At 70.4% G+C, this 19,429-nt stretch carries 19 protein-coding genes; 5 read left to right on the top strand and 14 right to left on the bottom strand.

Annotated features, from left to right (window positions below; genetic code table 11):
• Positions 1-9 precede the first annotated feature (9 nt).
• The 4 genes from ACYVIP_RS29990 to ACYVIP_RS30005 all read right to left on the bottom strand — a co-directional run bounded on the left by ACYVIP_RS29990 (position 10) and on the right by ACYVIP_RS30005 (position 5,995).
• On the bottom strand, positions 10-1,866 hold the full coding sequence (locus ACYVIP_RS29990; protein WP_460402361.1) for a ricin-type beta-trefoil lectin domain protein: 1,857 nt from the start codon (positions 1,864-1,866) through the stop codon (positions 10-12).
• Entirely contained in the window at positions 1,866-3,080 is a 1,215-nt protein-coding gene (locus ACYVIP_RS29995; protein ID WP_460402363.1) for a family 16 glycosylhydrolase, read from the bottom strand. Before ACYVIP_RS29995 ends, ACYVIP_RS29990 begins: the two co-directional genes overlap by 1 nt.
• Before the next feature lie 114 nt (positions 3,081-3,194).
• Entirely contained in the window at positions 3,195-4,571 is a 1,377-nt protein-coding gene (locus tag ACYVIP_RS30000; protein WP_460402365.1) for a hypothetical protein, read from the bottom strand.
• Positions 4,572-4,777: 206 nt separating this feature from the next.
• Positions 4,778-5,995, bottom strand: a complete 1,218-nt coding sequence (locus ACYVIP_RS30005) for an ROK family transcriptional regulator (protein ID WP_460402367.1) — start codon at positions 5,993-5,995, stop codon at positions 4,778-4,780.
• Between the two features lie 364 nt (positions 5,996-6,359).
• On the opposite strand from ACYVIP_RS30005, the gene ACYVIP_RS30010 reads away from it, so the two are divergent.
• The 3 genes from ACYVIP_RS30010 (at position 6,360) to ACYVIP_RS30020 (ending at position 9,019) form a co-directional block, all read left to right on the top strand.
• The gene (locus ACYVIP_RS30010) at positions 6,360-6,512 is read left to right on the top strand and encodes a hypothetical protein (RefSeq protein ID WP_460402369.1); all 153 of its coding nucleotides are present in this window, start codon (positions 6,360-6,362) and stop codon (positions 6,510-6,512) included.
• A gap of 87 nt (positions 6,513-6,599) precedes the next feature.
• Positions 6,600-8,306, top strand: a complete 1,707-nt coding sequence (locus ACYVIP_RS30015; protein WP_460402371.1) for an albusnodin/ikarugamycin family macrolactam cyclase — start codon at positions 6,600-6,602, stop codon at positions 8,304-8,306.
• A complete protein-coding gene (locus tag ACYVIP_RS30020) occupies positions 8,303-9,019 on the top strand; it encodes a lasso peptide biosynthesis B2 protein (RefSeq protein WP_460402373.1) in 717 nt (238 codons plus the stop codon). Before ACYVIP_RS30015 ends, ACYVIP_RS30020 begins: the two co-directional genes overlap by 4 nt.
• A 136-nt stretch (positions 9,020-9,155) precedes the next feature.
• Here ACYVIP_RS30020 and ACYVIP_RS30025 read toward each other — a convergent pair whose 3' ends face one another.
• From ACYVIP_RS30025 to ACYVIP_RS30035, 3 genes are all read right to left on the bottom strand, one after another.
• Positions 9,156-11,759, bottom strand: coding sequence for an ATP-binding protein (locus ACYVIP_RS30025; RefSeq protein ID WP_460402375.1), 2,604 nt, complete (start codon positions 11,757-11,759; stop codon positions 9,156-9,158).
• 102 nt (positions 11,760-11,861) lie between these two features.
• Positions 11,862-12,368 carry a YflT domain-containing protein gene (locus ACYVIP_RS30030; protein ID WP_460402377.1) on the bottom strand — a complete coding sequence of 169 codons (507 nt, stop codon included), beginning with the start codon at positions 12,366-12,368 and terminating at the stop codon, positions 11,862-11,864.
• Positions 12,369-12,467: 99 nt separating this feature from the next.
• Complete coding sequence (locus ACYVIP_RS30035) at positions 12,468-13,424, bottom strand: NADPH:quinone oxidoreductase family protein (RefSeq protein ID WP_460402379.1); 957 nt, start codon at positions 13,422-13,424, stop codon at positions 12,468-12,470.
• A 41-nt stretch (positions 13,425-13,465) separates the two neighbouring features.
• On the opposite strand from ACYVIP_RS30035, the gene ACYVIP_RS30040 reads away from it, so the two are divergent.
• Complete coding sequence (locus ACYVIP_RS30040) at positions 13,466-14,428, top strand: D-2-hydroxyacid dehydrogenase family protein (protein ID WP_460402381.1); 963 nt, start codon at positions 13,466-13,468, stop codon at positions 14,426-14,428.
• On the opposite strand, the gene ACYVIP_RS30045 is transcribed toward ACYVIP_RS30040, so the two are convergent.
• From ACYVIP_RS30045 to ACYVIP_RS30060, 4 genes are all read right to left on the bottom strand, one after another.
• Positions 14,392-15,378 (bottom strand): pirin family protein, encoded by a 987-nt coding sequence (locus tag ACYVIP_RS30045; protein ID WP_460402383.1) that lies wholly within the window; start codon positions 15,376-15,378, stop codon positions 14,392-14,394. The two genes, ACYVIP_RS30040 and ACYVIP_RS30045, sit on opposite strands and share 37 nt — an antisense overlap.
• 30 nt (positions 15,379-15,408) lie before the next feature.
• On the bottom strand, positions 15,409-15,729 hold the full coding sequence (locus ACYVIP_RS30050; RefSeq protein WP_460402459.1) for a GNAT family N-acetyltransferase: 321 nt from the start codon (positions 15,727-15,729) through the stop codon (positions 15,409-15,411).
• An 83-nt stretch (positions 15,730-15,812) separates the two neighbouring features.
• Positions 15,813-16,229, bottom strand: coding sequence for a hypothetical protein (locus ACYVIP_RS30055; RefSeq protein ID WP_460402385.1), 417 nt, complete (start codon positions 16,227-16,229; stop codon positions 15,813-15,815).
• Complete coding sequence (locus ACYVIP_RS30060) at positions 16,222-16,602, bottom strand: hypothetical protein (RefSeq protein ID WP_460402387.1); 381 nt, start codon at positions 16,600-16,602, stop codon at positions 16,222-16,224. Before ACYVIP_RS30060 ends, ACYVIP_RS30055 begins: the two co-directional genes overlap by 8 nt.
• Positions 16,603-16,637: 35 nt before the next feature.
• On the opposite strand from ACYVIP_RS30060, the gene ACYVIP_RS30065 reads away from it, so the two are divergent.
• A complete protein-coding gene (locus ACYVIP_RS30065; RefSeq protein ID WP_460402389.1) occupies positions 16,638-16,934 on the top strand; it encodes a hypothetical protein in 297 nt (98 codons plus the stop codon).
• Here ACYVIP_RS30065 and ACYVIP_RS30070 read toward each other — a convergent pair.
• The 3 genes from ACYVIP_RS30070 to ACYVIP_RS30080 form a co-directional block, all read right to left on the bottom strand.
• Positions 16,871-17,617, bottom strand: a complete 747-nt coding sequence (locus ACYVIP_RS30070; protein WP_460402391.1) for a GntR family transcriptional regulator — start codon at positions 17,615-17,617, stop codon at positions 16,871-16,873. The genes ACYVIP_RS30065 and ACYVIP_RS30070 overlap by 64 nt on opposite strands.
• Before the next feature lie 63 nt (positions 17,618-17,680).
• Positions 17,681-18,190 (bottom strand): hypothetical protein, encoded by a 510-nt coding sequence (locus tag ACYVIP_RS30075; protein ID WP_460402393.1) that lies wholly within the window; start codon positions 18,188-18,190, stop codon positions 17,681-17,683.
• Positions 18,191-18,234: 44 nt separating this feature from the next.
• Positions 18,235-19,206: a hypothetical protein gene (locus tag ACYVIP_RS30080; RefSeq protein ID WP_460402395.1), complete on the bottom strand. Its 972-nt coding sequence runs from the start codon at positions 19,204-19,206 to the stop codon at positions 18,235-18,237.
• Between the last annotated feature and the right edge of the window lie 223 nt (positions 19,207-19,429).

Raw genomic sequence — 19,429 nt, forward strand, 5'->3', positions numbered from 1 at the left:
CGGCCGGTCTCACGCCGCCGGCACGGTCCACTTCTGGTTCGCCGCGCCGGTGCACTCCCAGATCTGTAGCCGGGCGCCGTTGGCGGAGTTGTTGTCGCTCACGTCGAGGCACTTGTTCGCCGCGACGTTCACCACGTCCCGCCCAGCGGTCACCGTCCACCGCTGTGCGCCGGAGCCGGTGCAGTCCCAGAGTTGGAGCTTGGCGCCGTTGGCCGTCGAGGCGGCGGTGACGTCAAGGCACTTGCCGAGCGCGCGGATCGAGCCGTCCTGGCCGACGGTCCACTGCTGGGCCGAGGTGCCGTTGCAGTCGTAGAGCTGCACCGGGGTGCCGTTGGCGCTGCTCGCCGAGGCCACGTCGACACACTTGCCGGCCAGTCCGGTGATCGGTCCGGTCACCCCGCCGGGGCCGCCGCTGCCAGGGGCGCCGCTCCAGGTGAACGTCGCCGAGGTCCTGGCCGGCAGCGGGTAGCCGAACGACTGGTCGCCCCAGTTCACCCGCACGTCCTGGGTGGTGCCCGTGGTGTTGTAGGCGATGAGCGCCTTGGACCCGTCGGGGTTGCGCCAGGCGACGTTCTTCACCGAGCCGTTGGCGGTGGAGGAGATCCGCCGCGCGCCCGGCCGCACGAACTTGGTCAGGTGACCCATGGTGTAGTACTCGATCGTGCGGTCGACCTGACCGTGCCGGTCGTCTCCGTTGTGGACGGTCAGCAGCCCGGTACACACGTCGCACCCACCGTTGTGCGGGTTGTGGTTCTGGTCCATCGCCAGGCTCCACTTGGTGAACGTGCGGCCCCAGTTCCTGGTGTAGTCGATGATGTTGTTCAGGTCGTCGGCGTGCTGGTTGCCAACCCACGTGCCGCCGGACATCTCCGTGCCGTACTGGGGAATCCCCGGGTACTGCTGCTGCACCTGGCTCTGCGTCTCGACGTTGCCGCCGTAGCCGTGCCAGGCGATCCCGCCGAAGTTCGGGTGGTCGCGGATGGCCGGGTCGTCGACGGTCGGCGCCCCGAACGACCCGTACTGGTCCCAGTTCCAGTCCAGCGCGAGCACCTTTGTGGACAGTCCCGCCTGCTGCAACGCCGGCAACAGGTTGGTCCTGGTGAAGTACTGCAGACCGGAGCCGTTCCACATCGCCGACGGGTAGGACGCGCAGCAGGTCGGCTCGTTGTTCACCGACACCAGGCTGACCGGGATGCCCTGTGCGGCATAGGCCTGGACATACCGGACGAAGTACTGGGCCAGTGCCGGGTAGTACTGGGCCTCGACCCAGCCGAGCCGGTAGTCGTCGTTGTCCTTCATCCACGGCGGCGGTGACCACGGCGAGCCCATGACCGTGATCGCCGGGTTGAGCTCCAGCGCCCGCCTGGTCAGCGGCACCACGTCGGCCAGGTCGTGCGCGATCGAGAACCGGGTCAGGTTCGGGTCGGTCTGCCCGGCCGGCAGGTCGTTGTAGGTGTAGCTGGACCTGGCCAGGTCCGAGCCGCCCATCGGGTTGCGGATGAACGAGATGCCGATCCCGTCGGTGGGGTCGAACAGCTTGCGCAGCGCGTCCTCGCGGGTGGCGGCGGAGACGATGCCCGAGGAGTTCAGCAGCCAGGCGGCGGAGTCGGTGAACGACGCGCCGCCGCCCTCGAACGGCTGGTACTGGACGTTCTCGTCGACGTCGATCGTCACCTGGCCGGATCCGTTGCCCGGCTGGAAGTTCACCGGGGTCTGCGGTTCCAGGCCACGGGTGACGTTCAGGCCGTCGGCGTCATTGGTGGTGGTGAGCCAGATGCTCACCGGCTCGCCGTCGGCCGCGGCGGGGGCCGCCGGGACAGTGAGCCCGGCGGCCAACACACCCAACACCGCCACCAGGCGGCGCACTAGCCGACCGTCCACTTCTGGTTCGCGGTGCCACCGCATTCCCAGATCTGGAGCCGGGTGCCGTTGGCGGAGTTGTTGCCGGTCACGTCGAGGCACTTGTTCGCCGCGATGTTGACGATGTCCCGCGCGCCGGACACCGCCCAGCGTTGCGCGCCGGAGCCGTTGCAGTCCCAGAGCTGGACCTGCGCGCCGTTGGCCGTCGAGGCGGCCGTGACGTCAAGGCACTTGCCGAGCGCGCGGATGGAGCCGTCGGCGGCGATCGTCCACTGCTGGGCCGAGGTGCCGTTGCAGTCGTAGAGCTNGCCACGGATCGGCCCGCCGGTGCCGCCGCCACCGCTGGTGTCGTTGGTGACCCGGACGTAGTCGATGGTCAGCGTGTTCGGGAACGGCGTGTTGCCGTCCGGGTCGCCAGGCCAGTAGCCGCCGACCGCGAGGTTGAGGATCATGAAGAACGGCTTGTCGAAGACCCACTGCCGGCCTCCGAGATCGGCCGGAGTCCTTGTCTGGTAGACGTTTCCGTCCACCGACCAGACGATCCGGTTCGGCGACCAGTCGACCTTGAAGGTGTGGAAGCCGTCGGCGAACGGGTTACCGATCGAGTATCCGGCGCCGATGCCGTCGGCACCGGAGTATCCGGGGCCGTGCAGCGTGCCGTGCACGGTGTTCGGTTCGAAGCCGACGTTCTCCATGATGTCGATCTCGCCGCTCTGCGGCCAGCCGACGTTGCCGATGTCGTTGCCGAGCATCCAGAACGCTGGCCACATGCCCTGGCCCCGGGACATCTTGATGCGGGCCTCGAACGAGCCGTACGTCTGGGTGAAGCGGCCGGCGGTGTTCAGCCGGGCCGAGGTGTACTCACACCTGCCGTACCAGCACTGGTAGTTGTTCGGGTTCTCCCGCCGCGCGGTGATGACCAGGTTTCCCTGGCCGTCGTGGGCGGCGTTGCTCGTGGAGTTGGTGTAGTACTGCCGCTCGTGGTTGTTGACGTTGTCGCCGGTCTCCAACTGCCATTTGGAGCCGTCGACGGGGGCACCGGCCGCCGCGTTGAACTCATCGGCGAACGTCACGGCGGCGATTCCCGGGTCGGGAGCCGCCGGGGCGCCCTCGGCCGGGGTGCCGGCGGCCACCGTGGTGGCCAGCGCGGCCGAGGCCAGGGCGGTCAGTAGGACGGACAAGCGGGTTGAGAGTCGTCGTGCGCAGGGGCGTGCGGACATCTTTGTCACCACCGACGAACTAGAGTTTGTTGTTCGTGACAACAAAGAATGCCATGGTCTAGACCAGGCGGACAAGAGTCCGGTGAAAATTTTCGTAACCGGTTCCAGGCGGGGTCAGAGCAGCCGGAGGTCCTGGACCACCCTGGGCGCCGGCACCTGCGGCCACGCGGCGGTGATGTCCGGCTCGTCGAGATCGAGCAGTCGGTAGAGGGTTTCCCGCAGGATCATGGCCGATGACCCCGGCACGGCGGAGACCCGCTCGGCGGCCATGACCCACTGCACCGGCCGGGCCAGCCGCGCGTCGGTCAGCTGTTGGTAGAGCGGCTTGGTGTGGTCGAGGATCGGGCTCACCTGCGCGAGCTCGTTCATGACCGAGTTCGGGTCGACCTCGTCGTCGGCGAAGTGGCTCAACAGCAGCGGCACGCCGACCGCCGCGGAGTAGACCGCGACCGAGCTGTGGTCGGCGATCAGCAGGTCGGCCGCGCTCACCAGGCCCCGCCAGTCCTCGCCGACGTCGACCAGGTCGACACCGGCGTCGCGGACGTCCCGCAGCCAGGCGCGGACGCTGCGCGCGCCGTGCTCGGCCCAGACCGCCGGGTGCACCGTGGCGATCACCCGGTGGTTGGCCGGCAGCTCCGCCGGCAGTCGGAGCAGCAGCTCGCGATGGGTCGCGAGCAGCGACTGCGGGCCCCAGGTGGACGCCACCGCGACCAGGATCTGTCCCGGCCGGGTACCGAGCCGCTCCCGGTACCGCTCGCGGTCGGGCAGCGAGGCGCGCAGCCGGTCCAGGCACGGGTCCCCGGCCAGGACCGCGGCCGGCAGCGACTCCGGGCACTGGCGCGCCAGCGTCAGCAGGTGGTCGGGATGGGGCAGGACGAGCGCGTCGAAGACCGGTTCGCCGTTGTGCAGCAGCGATCGCCGGTCGAGGCCGTAGACCGGGCGGTCCTCCTTGTCGCCGAGCCAGTCGAGCAGCGGCCACAGTTTGTTGTAGCCAGCGCCGTGGGGCACGGCCAGCCGGTAGCCGGCCTGGATCCGCTCGATCTGGTGCAGGCTCGCCGCGATCACCAGGTCGAAGGACCACTTGGTGGTGGCCTCCTCCCAGGGGATCACCCGCACCTCGAGGTGGCGCAGCCACTGGGCCACGCCGTCGCCGAGCTCGTCCGGGACCTGGGTGTAGACCAGTTGCACCCGCCGGTCGACCTGGACCAGCGGAATGATGTCCTCCAGCCGCATCAGGCTGGCCATCGTGTGCACCGCGACCAGTACGACCCGGTCGGTGTTGACCGTTCGCCACGGCCTGGCTTCGGACTGAACTCTGGCAGTGTGCAAAAGCGCGGAGCGCCGCAGGAACTGGTTGGCCGTATCGCTGATCATCGTCAACCGCGCGGCCGACTCCCGGACTTTCTGGTTGATGGTCGTCCTGCGCTGGCGATTGGGCAGGACGTCCGGCACGTGTTCGGTCGCGCGTGCGCGTGGCGGTGTCATGTCCATGGCCGCGTGCGCTTTCCTTGGTGCCGCGACTGGTTGTCCGGTGCCGTGGCGTTGTCCGGCACCGACCCGATTCGCCGGACTCGCAGTGTCTTCGACAGTGCCATCGTGCCCCCTCGACATTGCCCCAACCCACAATGAGGTATAGCGAAAGGGTACGACTCTTCGAATCGAAGTCAAGACTCTTCTTGTTCGTATCTGCCGTCGGGTCAAACCGTAACGGTGGAATCCACCCTCAGCGCGAACGCGAGCGCGCCCCGCGCGCCGGCGAGCAGTCCGAGTTCGGAGCCGACGAGTTTGATGGGCGCCGCGTGACTGTGCATGCCGCGCAGCGAGTACAGGCCCATCTCGTAGGAGGCCGGTCCGATCAGCAGATCCGACGCCCGGCCGAGCTCGCCGCCGAGCACCATGATGTCCGGGTTCAGCAGGTTGGCGACCCTGGCCAGCGCGAGGCCGATGTCCCGGCTGGCGTCCTGGAGGATGCGGGTGCAGACCTGGTCGCCTGCCTTCGCCCGCTCGATCATGCCCTCGAGACTGGTCGGCAGGTCCATCCGGTAGCCGGAGTAGGCCTGCCGGACCTGTTCCACCAGGCGGTTGCCACCGACGATGGTGTCCAGGCAGCCACGGTTGCCGCACCGGCAGACGGTGCCCTGGACGTCCATCGTCAGATGGCCGATCTCGCCGGACAGTCCGTGCCGGCCGCGGTAGATGGTGCCGTTGGTGACCAGCCCGGCGCCGAGGCTGGTCGAGGCCTTGACGAAGAACATCGTCTCCACCGTCCGGCCGACGCCGTAGACGTACTCGCCGTAGGCGGCCAGGTTGGCCTCGTTGTCGACGGTCACCGGGACGTGCGGGAAGTGGTCGCGGAAGCGCTGCTTCGGGTCGCCGGCGAGATCCCAGTCGAGGGAGGCGGCGACCTGGGTGACGCCGCCGGTCCTGGGGTCGATGGCGGCCGGGATGCCCAGCCCGATGGACACCACGTGGTCGGTGTCCAGGCCGGTCTTGGTGGCCAGGTCCCTGATCAGCCGGGCGCTCTCCCGCACCCAGGCGTTGCCGCCCTGGTCGGTGCCGAAGGCGGCGGTCTCGTACTCCACCGACGAGTTGTCCACCCGGCGGGCGGCGACGGTGAGCTCGTTGTGGTTGACCTCGATGCCGATCGCGACGCCGCGGACCTTGGCGATTCGGAGGTTCTTGCCGCGCTCGTTGTCGTTGCCGGTGTCCACCCGCAGGATGTTCTCCTGGACGAGCTCGTTCACCAGGCCGGAGACGGTTGCCTGGGACAGGCCGGTGAACCGCGCGACGTTGACCTGGGTCATCGGGTCGACCATCACCGCGCGGATGATCTTGCGGCGGTTGGCGTCCCGGATCGAGTCCGATGGCGTCCACAGCAGCGTCCGGGCATCAAGGGTCGTGCTGCTGGACGTCACGGAGCTGCTCCTCCTTCAAGCTGAACAAGAGTACGCGTCAGCTTACCGGCAACCGATGCTTCACACCGGTCGGACTCGATGGTGGGCGGCGGTCCATGGCTGTGTCGGTCGCCTGGCCACAGGGCGAATTGATCTTAACCGGACGGCGTATGCCTTCAAGCTGAACCGAGATGTACGTCAGCCTACTGGGTGACGCACCTTCGGCAGGATACTCCGATGACGTCGAATTTAAGAACCTGGCCGACCATGATTTTGGTAACCACCATGCTTTCCACCCCTAGCGGGGGCCAGAAGGTCGCCGGTAGGATTGACACACCGTTAAGTGCTTGCGACTGCTTGTAATCGCAGTTATGGGAGGTGGCCGATGGCCGACGATGACATCGATACCGGTCGTGAGTTGGTGTCCGAAAAGTTGGAATATGAGCGGCCGGTGGTATTCGATTTCGGCCCCGTTTTCGACGTCACTCGAGGAAGCGGCAGTCAGAATAGCGACGACAATGGACAGGGATACAGTTAATGTGAGCCAGGCCCGTGTTCATCCGAGGTTTGGATGAATTTTGCCGGCTGGTGGAATGAGCGACGCGCGACGCTGGAGAACGTCACAGTGACCGCCGGGCAGCCGTCCCGCGTGGTCCGTTCCGGCGATGTCACCATGGTTGTTCTCGGGCACTGTCTCGCCTCCGACGCCGAACTGACCGACAGCGTGCGCACGATGTCGGCGACGCGCCGGCTCGACCCGGCGGCCGCCGGTTGGCCGGGATGCTATTCGCTGGCGGTGCTGTTGCCGCACGAGTTGCTGCTGCTGACCGACCCGGTCGGGCAGTTCCCGTGGTATGCCGCCGCCGCGCCGGGCGGGCGCTGGTTCGGCTCGTCGCCGATCGAGCTGGCCGGCCGGGCGCGCGCCGGCGTCGACCGAGGGCAGCTGGCCATGACCATCGCCTGCGACGACGTTCTCGGTTTCGCGGACGGCGGCACAGAATTCTCCGGAGTGCGCGGTCTGGCGCCCGGAGTGCTGCTCACCGGAAATTCGACCGGGATTTCGACGACCACCTACGGCGCGCTCATCGTCGGCGCCGAGACCAGCGTCGCCGACGCCGCCGAGCGGCTCCGATTATCCTTGCTCAGGTCCGTCGAGGCGCGCGCCGGGGTCGGCCGGATGATAACCGGGGACTTCAGTGGCGGGATCGATTCCTCGGCGCTGATGTTTCTCGCGCTGCGGACCGGTGCCGAAGTTTCCGGGTTCACTTTTCAGCATTCAGCAGCCGAGGACGAGGACGACCTTGTCTGGGCTCGACACTTCGCCGGCCACGCACCCGGCCTGGCGCACCGGCTGGTGCCGTCCACCGACGAAGAGCTGCCTTACCAGAAACTTTCGGCGCCGGGAGAACAACCGCATCCGGCGGCCATGGCGGCCGGTCCGCTGCGTGCCCGTCTGCGACTGGCCGCCGAGCACGGCTCGACCCTGCACCTCGTCGGCGAGGGCGGTGACGTCGTGCTCGGCGCGCCGCCCGCCTACCTCGCCGACCTCGCCCGCCAGCACGAGTGGGCCGCGTTGTGGCGCCACTGCCTGCGGTGGGCCAGGATCCGGCAGTGCTCGCCGCTGTTGCTGCTGCGCCGGGCGCTGGCCGTGGCCACCAGCCGCCGGCAGGCGTTGCGCGCGCTGGCGGCGGCGATCCTGCGGGCCGCCCCGGCCGAGGGCCGGCCGCCCTGGGATGTCGGCGCGATCGCCTACTGGGACGCGCCGAGGGGCTGGTGGCTGACCAGAGGGGCCCGGTCCGACCTCGCCGACCACGTGCGCACGATGGCCGACGACTCGCCGGCCGACCCGGCGGACCACGTCGGCGTGGCCGACGCGGTGACCATGAGCCAACTGCGCACCCAGATCCTCACCGAGCGGGCGGTGCGCGCGGTCGGCGGCGAGTTCGGGGTCGAGGTGCACGCGCCGTACCTGGACAGCGAGGTCGTGCGGGCCTGCCTGGCGCTGCCGGCCTGGCGGCGGGCCGATCCCGCGGTGGCCAAGCCGCTGCTGCGCGCCGCGCTGACCGGCCTGGTGCCCGACACCGTGCTCACCCGGCCGACCAAGGGCAACTACGCGCGCAGCGCCTTCGTCGGCGTCCGGCGGGCGGCCCCCGCGTTGCGCGCGCTGCTGGCCGACTCGACGGCCGCCGACCACGGCCTGCTCGACCCCGTCCCGGTGCGCGCCGTCCTCGAGCGGGCGATCCAGGGCCTGCCGACGCCGTGGCGGGCGCTGAACCAGGTGTTCGCGGTCGAGCTGTGGCTGCGGGACGTGTCCGCGAAGGTGGTCGGGTGACCGGGTTCGCCGTGCCAGCGACCGTGCACGCCGCCGCCGACGGCCACGGTGACCTCGTGCTGCTCAACCGGGCCACCGGCCGCTGGCACAAGCTCAACCGCACCGGCAGCGCGTTCTTCCAGGTGCTGCGCGCCGGCGCGGATCTCGAGCAGGCGGTGACCGCGCTGACCGAGCGGCACCCCGACGTCCCGGCCGACCGGATCCGCGCCGACCTCGAGGACCTGGTGGCCACCCTGGTCGAACGCGGACTGCTGGTGCCGGCGCAGGGCGGTGGGCGGCGCAGCCCGGCCGCGGTGCTGATGACCTCGCCGACCGCCAGCCGGGCGCCGGGTGGCGCGCACCGGGTGGCGGTGGTGGCCGCGTTCCTGCTGGCGCTGGTCCTGCTGCGGCTGCCGTTCCGGACCAGCACGGCCGCGGTCGCCCGGTTCCGCGGCCGGTTCGCCAGCCGGAACGCCACCACCGACGAGGCGCACGCGGCGCTGTCGGCCGCGTACTGGGTCAGCCGGTTCTACCCCGGCCGGGCGGCCTGTCTGGAGGTGTCGCTGACCGCCGTGCTGACGGCCGCGCTGTGGGGACTGCGGGTCGACTGGTGTTTCGGCACGGCCGTGGACCCGCAGACCTTCCACGCGTGGATCGAGGTGGCCGGTGAGCCGGTCACCGACGACACCGAGGACCCGATCCCCCCGACCTACCGCCGCGTCCTGCTGGTGTGAGCCACCTCCGGTCAACCCCAGGATCGAAGTCGCCGAGGCCGAGTGCTTCCCAACCGCACCTCAGGGGAACGTGACGCAACCCAACCACAAGTACGTGCCCAACCAGCACCTTTCATCCCCAACGCGACCAACACATTTAATCCCGGGGAGGCGGATCAGCCAGGCGGGCGCGGACTGTGGTTACGCCGGGGTTGCCGAGTTCGGTGAGCATGGCTTCGGTGCGTTGGTAGAACTCTCTGGCCAGGGTGAGCTCGCCGGACTGCTCGTACAGCTCGGCCAGCGCCCAGTGCGCGTCCGCCTCGCCGAGCGGGGACTTCACCGCCCGCATCGCGGCCAGCGTCTCCGTCAGGTGCTCACGGGCGACGTCCCAGTCGCCGGTGCCGGTCTCCGCCCGGCCGAGCACCAGCACCGCCCTGGCCAGGTTGTACGGATCCGGCGGGGTGAGCCCCGCGAGCTCCTGGCGCGCCTGCAGCGCGTGCCCGACCGCCTCCGCCGGCCGGCCGGCCTCGACCAGCGCGCGGGCGATGCTGATCAACGCTAGGCCCACGCTGCGCCGTTCGCCGACCGCGCGGTAGCCGGTGAGCGCGCGGTGGAAGTGCTCGATCGCCAGCTCGACGCGGCCCTGGTCGAGGTAGGCGAAGCCGAACCGCTCGGTCGAGCCGGCGACCCGGTGGCGGTCGCCGAGGTCCTGCCACAGCTGCGCTGCCCGGCGCATGTGCTCGAGGGCCTCGTCGTTGCGGCCGAGGGCGTGGAACAGCAGGCCCAGCCGGTCCTGGGCCTCGGCCTCGGCCGCGGTGTCCGGCCCGTCCCTGGTCGCCTCGACCGCGAGCAGGTCGAACTGCATCCAGTCGTGGTAGTGCGTGCGGAACAGGAACAGGCCCCACATGGCGTCCGCGAGCTGCCAGGTGGTGGCCGCCAGCCCGTGCTCGAACGCGGTCCGCGCGGCCGCGAGCAGGTTGCGCCGCTGGCGGTCCAGCCAGTCCAGTGCCGCGGTGTGGTCGGCGAACCGGACCTCGTCGACCGGGCCGTGCGCGATGTCGCGGCGCAGGACCCGCCGGTGCGGGGTGACCACCTTGCCGGCCTCGGTGGCCGCGGCGAGGTACCAGTCCAGCATCCGGCGCACCGCCAGCGCCCGGTCGGCCGAGGACTCCTGTTGCTGGACAAGGGACAGCGCGTGCAGCCGGATCAGGTCGTGGAACCGGTAGCAGTCCTGCCCGGTCTCCTCGACCAGGCTGGCCGTGAGCAGTTCGTCCACGAGATGCTCCGCGTCCGGGAGCGAGGTGTGCAGCGCGGCCGCCGCGACCCCGGTGTCGAAGTCGGGGCCGGGATGCAGGCCGAGCAACCGGTAGAGCCGGGCCGCGGGGGAGGAGAGCGCTTGGTAGGACACGTCGAACACCGCCTTGACCGACAGGTCGTCACTGAAGCTGAGCCGAGCGAGCCTGCGCTGCTCGTCGACCAGGTCGGCGACGACTTTCTCCAATGTCCACTTCGGACGGGACACCAGCCGGGCGGCCGCGACGCACAACGCGATCGGCAACCCGCCGCACAACGTGACCAGCTCCCGCGCCGGACCCGGCTCGGCCGCGACCCGCGTCGAGCCGACCGTCCTGGCCAGCAGCTCCACTCCGGCCGCCGACGTGAGCCGGTCGACCTGGACGAACCGCGCGCCGTCGGCGATCAGCGCACCGAGGTGGGACCGGCTGGTGGCCACCGTGACACTGGCGGCCGACGATGGCAGCAGCGCGCGCACCTGCTCGGCCGAGGCCGCGTTGTCCAGCAGCAGCAGAAACCGCCTACCGGCGGTGAGCGAACGGAACATCGTCGCCTGTTCGGCCTGGTCGAGCGGCACCTGCTGGGGTGCGACGCCCAGCGCGCGCAGGAACCGGCCGAGCACCTCGGCCAGCTCGACCGGCCTGCCCGGCCCGCCGAGGTCGGCGTAGAGCTGCCCGTCCTCGTACTGGTCGCGCACCCGGTGCGCCCAGTGCAGCGCGAACGCCGTCTTGCCCACCCCCGGCGGGCCGACCAGCACGACCAGCCGGGCGCTCTGGTAGGCGTGGTCGAGTTCCCTCAGTTCGTGCACGCGGTTGACGAACGTCGGCACGTCGGCCCGCAGCTGGCGGGGGGCGTCCCGGGTGTCGCGCTGGATGATGACCGGCGGCGTGCGGGTGCCCGGCAGATGGATCCAGGCCGGCAGCCTGCTGCGTTTCACCTCGACCGTGGCCGGGTGATAGGTCGCCGGGTCGATGGTGCGGTGCCGGTGGCGCACGATGCCGTCGTAGACCGTGCCGGAGACGATGACCGCGAGCGGCACCGGCGAGTGCCGCAACGCCCCGCGCAGCTCGTCCGCGTCGAGCATCCGGCACGCCTCGACCAGGTCGGCGCCCGACAGCCCGTGCTGGTCGACGCTGATCTCGCCGGCGTGCACCGCGAGCCGCAGCCGAATGCGCCTGGCCAGCGGCGCGTCCCGGTTGTGGTCGGTCAGCGCGGCCGAGAGATGGCCGAGCAACGGGTCGAGCAGCAGCACCTTGGAGATCTCCGCCGGCACCAGCACGATCGCGCCGTCGCCCCGGTCCTCGTGGGTGCACGCGGTCCACGGCACCCCGGCGGAGTCGAACGCCTCGCGCACCAGCTCGTAGACCCTGGCCCGGACCGCGGTCTGCGCGCCGTCGTCGCGGTGGGGATCACTGAAGCCCTCGACGTCGAACGCGACCACGGACCGGTGCGTCGGGTACTGGGGCATCGCGTCCTCCGAAGGGCGGGCACCTCAGATCTACCACCGCACCGGCCAGTTGGGACGTCAGATGACCAGGAGAACTCGTGGATCACGTGGACGGGCGACTGCTCAGCGCGTCGGCAGCGGCATCATCGACAGCTTGGCCAGCAGGTCACGACCCGTCTCGGCGTGCTTGGGCTTGGTGAGCACGTCGTAGCGGCGGGCCACCAGCTGGCTGTGCGAGACGAAGTCCCGCTGTCCCCTGGTCGCCCCGTAGCGCACGGCCGAGGACGCGAGCCCGAACACCACACCGGAGACCAGCCCGATCAGGATCGGCGTGATGCCGGCGCCCGCGGTGAACAGGCTCAGCAGCAGGCCGACGAACAGCCCGAGCCAGGCGCCGGACGCCGCACCCGCGCCGAGCACGCGGCCCCAGGTCAGCCGGGCGGCCACCCGCTCGACGACCATCGGCTCAATCCCGACGATGGTTACTTCCTGGACGGGAAACTCGTTGTCGGCCAAGTGGTCGACGGCTCGCTGGGCCTGCTGGTACGTGTCGTAGGAACCGATCGGCCAACCATCCGGCAAGGTCGGCAGGTTCATCGTCGACTGTTTCGGCGTGAAGGCTGTCGTCATGTCGGAATCACCTCCTGGATAAGGGAGTCCTACTCGGCTCAACGCCCTGCCATGCCCGGCTGTGCCCCCGACGTCGACTTCACAGCGACTTCTCAGCTCTCAGGTGACGGCCACCACGAGTTTGCCCACGGTGTCGCCGGCGTGCAGGCGGCGCAGCCCGTCGGGGACCTGCGCCATGGTCAGCACCTCGGACACCAGCGGGCGCACCGCCCCGCCGGCGTACAGGGCCATCAGCTCGGCGTGGGCCAGCGCCAGCGCCGCCGGCGCGCGCGTGCGGTAGGTCCCGAGGTTGAGCCCGAGCACGGCGTAGGTCTTGACCAGCGTGTGGTTGGTCGGCAGGTCGGCGGCCCGGCCGCCACCGAAGCCGGCCACCACGATCCTGCCCTCGAACGCGACCGCCCGCCGGGACCGGTCGAACGTGTCGCCGCCGACCGGGTCGACGATCACGTCCGCGCCCCGACCGTCGGTGAAGTCCTTGACCGGGTCGACGAAGTCCGTCTCCCGGTAGTCGATCGCCAGGTCGGCGCCGAGTTCCCGGCAGCGGGCGACCTTGTCCGCGCCGCCGGCGGTGGCGACCACCCGCGCGCCGGCCGCCTTCGCCAGCTGGATGGTCGCGCTGCCCACCCCACCCGCGCCGGCGTGCACCAGCACGGTCTCTCCGGCCGCCAGCGCGGCGCGGCGGTGCAGGGACAGGTGCGCGGTCAGATAGGTGACCAGCATCGCCGCCGCCGACGTGGCGCTCATCGAGTCCGGGATCGGCAGCGGGTCGGCCAGCACGGTGCGGGTGGCCAGACCGCCCGCCGGTAGGCGGCACAGCCCGGCGACCCGCTGACCGGTGCCTACGACCCGCCCGGCCACCTCGAACCCGGGCACGAACGGCAACGGCGGTCGCTCCTGGTAGCGGCCCTGGCACAGCAGCGTGTCGCTGAAGTTCAGCGCGGCCGCGTCCACGTCGACCAGCACCTCGTCCGGTCCGGGCACCGGTTCGGGGACCGCGTCGGCCAACTCAAGCACGTGCTCCGGCTCACCCAGCTCGTGCACCCGCCATGCGCGCATCCGGCTACCTCCGCCTCGTGGATGGCGTTAGTGTCCCCCGCGTGAACGTCGCCATCCTCGATGACTACCAGCACGTCGCACTGTCCTATGTGTACTGGTCGGGGCTGCCGGCCGAGGTGGCGGTCGTCCCGTTCCACGACCTGGTCACCGATCCCGACGAACTGGTCGCCCGGCTCGAGCCGTTCGAGGTCGTGGTCGCGATGCGCGAACGCACCCCGCTGCCGCGATCGGTGCTCGAGCGGCTGCCGAGGCTGCGGCTGCTGGTGACCACCGGCATGGCCAACGCGGTCATCGACCTGGACGCCGCCACCGACCTGGGCGTCACGGTGTGTGGCACCCGGGTGCTCACCACCTCGACCGTCGAGCTGACCTGGGCACTGATCCTGGCCGCGGTGCGCGGACTGCCCGCGCGGGAACAGGGTTTCCGCGCAGAGGGCTGGCACACCGGGCGCGGCCAGGCAGCGCTCGGCGGCGACCTGGCCGGCGCGACCCTCGGGGTGGTCGGGCTCGGCCGGATCGGCGCGAAGGTGGCCGCGATCGGGGCGGCGTTCGGCATGCGGGTGGTGGCCTGGAGCCAGAACCTGACCTCGGTGGCGGCGGCGCGGCATGGCGTGCCGGCGGTCAGCAAGGAGGAGCTGCTGCGGTCGGCCGACGTGGTGACCCTGCACCTGCGGCTGAGCGAGCGCACCAGGGGGCTGCTCGGCGCGGCCGAGCTGGCCATGATGAAACCGACCGCCTACCTGGTGAACACCTCGCGCGGACCGCTGGTGGACGAGGCGGCGCTGGTCGCGGCGGTGTCCGCTGGCCGGCTGGGCGGCGTCGGCCTTGATGTCTACGACACCGAGCCGCTGCCGCCGGACCACCCGCTGCGCGACCTGCCGAACGCGGTACTGCTGCCTCACCTCGGGTATGTCTCCCAGCGCACCTTCGACGTGTTCTACCGGGACATCGTCGAGGCCATCGCCGCCTACCGGTCCGGGTCGCCGGTCCGGGTGCTCGGCTGAGCCCGCCTGCGTGGGGTGAGTCGGACGTTGGGCAGCTCGGGGGCCGGCACCCGCTGCCCGTCGTGCCCGGCCACCACGCCGAAGCGGGTCCGGTCGTCGGCCTCCCAGTCGGCCCTGGCGGCGGCGATCTCGTCGTGCGAGCGGCCGACGAAGTTCCACCACATGACCAGCTCGTCGGGGAACGGCTCGCCGCCGAGCAGCACCGCGCGCACCGGCTGGCTGGTGGCGATGGCCAGCTCGGCGCGGCCGGTGCCGAGGTAGAGCAGCTGGCCCTGCGGGACGGTGACCCCGGCGACCATCGGTGAACCGGTGACCGCCAGCAGCGCGTGCTCGAAGTCGGCGCGCAGCGGCAGCCGGGCGCCGGTGCCGGCGGCGATCTTCAGGTCGGCGCCGACCAGGGGGGAGTGCACGGTGGCCGGCGAGGTGGCCTCCCCGAGCGCGCCGACGAACACCGTGGCGGAGATGCTGTTGTGGGAGTACCTCGGCAGGTCGGTGTGCTGCTCGAAGGCGGGCTCGCCGCTCGCCTGCCCGGCGGGCAGCGCGATCCACATCTGCAGTCCGTGCAGGGTCGGGTTGCCAGCGGGGGTGAACTCCGAGTGCGCCACGCCCCGGCCGCTGGTCATCAGGTTCAGCTGGCCCGGCCGGACCAGGACGTCGCTGCCGACGCTGTCCCGGTGGTGGATCTCGCCGACCAGCGGCCAGGTCACCGTCTGTAGCCCGATGTGGGGATGGGGCAACACCCGCATGGGTTCGGGGTGTGGGCCGAAGGAGTCGATGAAGCACCACGCGCCGACCGTCGGCAGGCCGCGCTGGGGCAGCACCCGGTCGACCCGCATGCCGCGGACGCCCCCGAGCGGGACCGCCCGGGGGGCGAACAGCTCGGTGACCGCGTGGTCGTCGGCCGCGCTGTGGCTGACGGTCAGGTCGGGGTGGATGTCCAGGTTACTCACGGCTTTCCCCTGCGGGCCCGGCCGAGCCGCTCACGACTCGGTGGCCTCGGGCGGCGTCTGCACGTGACCCTCGTAGCGGTCGAGGTTCTTGCGCAGGTAGCCGGCGATGAACGGGCACAACGGCACGATCACCTTCTCGCGGGCCACCGCGTCGTCCAGCGCCCCGCCGGCCAGCACCTTGCCAAGGCCCTGACCGGAGAACGCGCTGTCGATCTCGCTGTGGGTGAACACGATCCGGTTGCCGCTGTCGTGGTACTGGGCGAAGCCGGCCAGCTGGTCGCCGACGAACAGCTCGTAGCGGTACTTCTCCTGGTTGAGCTCAACCCTGGCGGCGGGGGCGTCCGCTGGCATGGGCACCTTCTCTCCTGGCGGGTACCCCTCAGATCGTTCCAGAGTTTCGGCCGGGGCGCGTGGTCGAGTTTCCGTTCGGCCACTCAGGATTCGCGGGCGCTGGCGCGCAGCCACCACAGACCGAGTATCGGCAGTACGACCGGGATGAACAGGTACCCCCGGCCGAAGTCCGACCACACCGTCGCGTCCGGAAACGCTTGCGGGTCAACGAGACTGAACGTGCCGACGGCCAGCACACCGACCAGCTCGACCACAATGGACACCATGGCCACCGCCCGGGAGGTGGCGCTGCCGCGCACCAGGCACACGGTGGCCACCACGTACACCACCGCCGCGAACGCGGACAGCAGGTAGGCCACCGGCGCCAGGTCGAACCGGGTGCCCAACTGCACCGCGGAGCGGGCGGTCGCCGCGAGCGCGAACACCGCGTAGACCGCGATCAGCAGCCGGCCGGGGCCGGAACGGGTCCTGGTGGCCAGATCAGGCTGGGCGTCAGGCATGTGCTTCCCACACCTGCTGGAGCCGCAGCAGCATCACCGGCACCGCGAGGCAGCCGATCACCAGCACGGCGGGCCCCCACCGGGATCGCTCGGCCAGCGCCCAGAACACCGCGAGCGGCACGACCAGCACCGGCCCGATCAGGTACCCGACGAAGGAGAGGCCGGCCAACTCCCGTTCGGTGACGAACAGCGCCACGATCCCACCGACGGCCTGCACGACCAGCCCCAGCTCCAACAGCACCACCACCCCGAGCGCGCCGAGGCCGTACCACCGGTCGGTGCGCACCGGCTGCCCGGCGATCACCAGCACCGCCGCCCACACCGCCGCCCCCAGCGCGACGTAGAGCAGCGTCGTCGAGAGCACCAGATTCACGTGCCGATCCTAGATCGCGCGCGTAACCTGAACTCGTGGACGTCTTACTTCCGTTCCTGCTGTTGGCTGCGGGGTTCGGTGTGGTGGTGTTCGGACTGTCCCGGCTGGCGGTCCGGGCGAGGCGCAACGGGGTCAGCGGCGTCGGCAGCTCGTCCATGACGATCATCGACGAGATCTTCCACCCGATCGCGCACGAGGCGCGCCAGGAGATCCAGGAGTTCGAGGAGCGGGTGGCGGGCAAGGAGCTGCCCGGCGACCCGCCCGACGCTCAGGATCGGCCCGTCCAGCCGGAGATCTCGATGGCCTCCATGCCGCGCCGCAGGATCGACTGACTCAGCGCCGCGGCGAGGTTGGCGTCGCGTTCCTCGTAGGCGCGCAGCAACCGCCGGTGGTCGAGCACCGAGCTGGTCAGCCGGTCGGGCACCGACAGGCTCAGGTGGCGCAGTTGCAGGGTCCGCACGCCGAGGCCGTCCAGCACGCGGCGCACCGTGGTGTTCCCGGCGATCGTCGCCTCATTGTTTCGGAATCCGACATTGAGCCAGAAGTACCGGTCGATGTCGCCCTCGGTCGCCGCCCGTTCCTGCTTCCGGTGAATCTGGCGGAGCAGCTCAAGATCGGATTCTGTGGCGCTTTCGGCAATACGCCTGCTCACCAATGCGTACAGGGTCGCCCGCAGCTCGTAGATTTCCCGGACCTCGTCCAGCAGCAGTCGCCGGACCCGCGGTCGCCGGTGCGCGGCGATCTCCACCAGACCTTCCCGCTCCAGGGTCAGCAGTGCTTCCCGGACAGGCGTTCGGCTACTCCGGAACGTCCGTGCCAACTCGACGGAGTTCAGATCGTCACCCGGCCGCAGCCGAGCCTCCACAATAGCCGTGCCGACCGACACCAGGATCTGGTCGACCACACTGTCCGCGCTCTCCGATCTGCCGAGCACCCGCAGTATCTCGAGATGGCCGGCGGACGGCTCCGCGCCCACCGGTCGAACCGCCAATTTCCCGTCGACTTTGGCGCCCATGGGCGGAGATAATAGCGGCAACAATGTGGCCCGTCAGGGATCCGGGTGGCTATCGGAAAAGCGTCAGAACCAGCCGACGTCCCGCACGGACACCCAGCTGACCTCAGGTGGGGGCAGGGTGTCGCCGAACGCCCACTGGGTGAGCACGGTTCGTAACTGCGCCACGGTGATGAACGACTCCGGCGGCAGCGCGGTCTCGTCCGGATGCCAGGTGTCGTGGGCGAGCAGGACCCCCGCGCGGGCCTTGCCGCCATTGGTCATCCACGAGTGGCTGCGCCCGTCGGCGTCCATGGCGATCAGCACGGCCGCGGCGACCTGGTTGGCCAGGTTGAGCTGGAAGCGCAGGTTCGCGGCCGGCAGCCCGGTGCCCTGCGGGGTCAGGTGCAGCCGGGCGACCTTGGTGTCGTCGGCATTGGCCAGATACAGGTCAAGGAACGTGGCCAGTGCCTGCTCGCTGTCGAAGGTCACTGTGTACAGCGCCGCACGCAGGTGAAACACGCCGGTGGCGGCCAGTCGCCGGCCGCCGGGCGCGGCGAGTTCGGTGCGGTGCAGCCCGTCCTGCGGTGCGGTCATCGCGCGCCTCCCCGGTGTCCCTGTCCAGTTTGACAGGGATCGGGTCAGTCGCCGAAGGTCCAGCGCACGCCGTAGGCAAGTCCGGGGGTGAGGTTGCTGAACCGCGTCGCCACCTCCCCGCACGAGTCGATGCCGGCCGGCTCGGCCGCGCCTCTCGGGTCGACGATGTCCCGCTGGAACACTCCGTCGAGCTGCTCGACGCTGGTCGGCCTGCGGTCCGGTGGGAAGCGCACCCGCACCTCGCACCGGTCGCAGCGGTGGCGGGGGAGGCACACGAAGTGCGGTGCCAACTCCCGGCCGGGCAGCATGCGCAGCGCGAACTCGTGCTCGTCGCCAAGGTTCAGCGGGTGGGGCAGCAGCAGCCGGTAGCCGATCCGGTCGGTCGACTCCATCCGCTGCGCCAGCAGCCGGCCGCCGTAGACCACCTCGATGGCCAGTTCCAGTGGCGGGTCGGGATCGAGGGTGGCGTCGGGCGCGGGGACGGTCAGCGAGAGGTCCAGCTCGACCAGGCCGTCCTCGTCGGACACGATCCGGCGCTGTTCGAGCGCGTAGGGCGCCGCCGCGTCGAGTACGAGCGCCTGGCGGACCTCGGCGTTGTACCAGCGGCTGTTGGGCAGCGGGTGGTTCGCCTTCCCGTTGGGTGCCAGCCGGTGCACGGCGAGCTCCGCCAACTGGACGATGGCGTCGTCGATGCGCCGGCGAACGGTGCGGGTGTTGCGTTCCAGTTCGCCCTCCGCCCAGCGGAGCCGATCCTTGTAGAACGGGGTGTGCAGTGCCTCGTCGAGGCCGAAGGCGGCGGTCACGCCGATCTGCAGATCCGGCGACAGTCTGGCGGCCAGATCGCGCAGCCGGGCGGCCACCTTCTGGCGCACCGAGGCCGGGTCGTCGTTTTCGGCTATCGCACAGATCGCCCGGATGCCCGGCCCGATTCGGTCGACGACATGCGGCGCCTGAATCCCCCGACCCTTGCGCAGGGTTTTCAGCTCAACGACCAGATCGGTGACGCTGACGGTCATTTCGCGCATCTCCCCACAGAGTGCGAGCCCCGAACTGATGATCCTGGTGAACTCGTGGGTGGTTTGTCCAGCCGCCGCCCGAGTGAACGGCACCGGCGGTGGCTGGACCTGGCCGGCGGCCACGTCCGCGTTTCCGGACCTGGCTGGAAACGGGAAACCGGTTGTGTCCCGTGTCGGCCGGCTTGATGCTGGTTCGCAGAGCGCGAATTAATCTCCGAAGGGA

The sequence above is a fragment of the Actinophytocola sediminis genome, assembly GCF_054779715.1.

What these genes read in the sequence shown, in the direction of transcription:
- ACYVIP_RS30000 (WP_460402365.1), bottom strand. Translation starts at nt 4,571, where the DNA reads ATGGACATGACACCGCCACGCGCACGCGCGACCGAACACGTGCCGGAC.
- ACYVIP_RS30010 (WP_460402369.1), top strand. Translation starts at nt 6,360, where the DNA reads ATGGCCGACGATGACATCGATACCGGTCGTGAGTTGGTGTCCGAAAAG.
- ACYVIP_RS30025 (WP_460402375.1), bottom strand. Translation starts at nt 11,759, where the DNA reads ATGCCCCAGTACCCGACGCACCGGTCCGTGGTCGCGTTCGACGTCGAG.
- ACYVIP_RS30030 (WP_460402377.1), bottom strand. Translation starts at nt 12,368, where the DNA reads ATGACGACAGCCTTCACGCCGAAACAGTCGACGATGAACCTGCCGACC.
- ACYVIP_RS30035 (WP_460402379.1), bottom strand. Translation starts at nt 13,424, where the DNA reads ATGCGCGCATGGCGGGTGCACGAGCTGGGTGAGCCGGAGCACGTGCTT.
- ACYVIP_RS30050 (WP_460402459.1), bottom strand. Translation starts at nt 15,729, where the DNA reads ATGCCAGCGGACGCCCCCGCCGCCAGGGTTGAGCTCAACCAGGAGAAG.
- ACYVIP_RS30055 (WP_460402385.1), bottom strand. Translation starts at nt 16,229, where the DNA reads ATGCCTGACGCCCAGCCTGATCTGGCCACCAGGACCCGTTCCGGCCCC.
- ACYVIP_RS30070 (WP_460402391.1), bottom strand. Translation starts at nt 17,617, where the DNA reads ATGGGCGCCAAAGTCGACGGGAAATTGGCGGTTCGACCGGTGGGCGCG.
- ACYVIP_RS30075 (WP_460402393.1), bottom strand. Translation starts at nt 18,190, where the DNA reads ATGACCGCACCGCAGGACGGGCTGCACCGCACCGAACTCGCCGCGCCC.
- ACYVIP_RS30080 (WP_460402395.1), bottom strand. Translation starts at nt 19,206, where the DNA reads ATGACCGTCAGCGTCACCGATCTGGTCGTTGAGCTGAAAACCCTGCGC.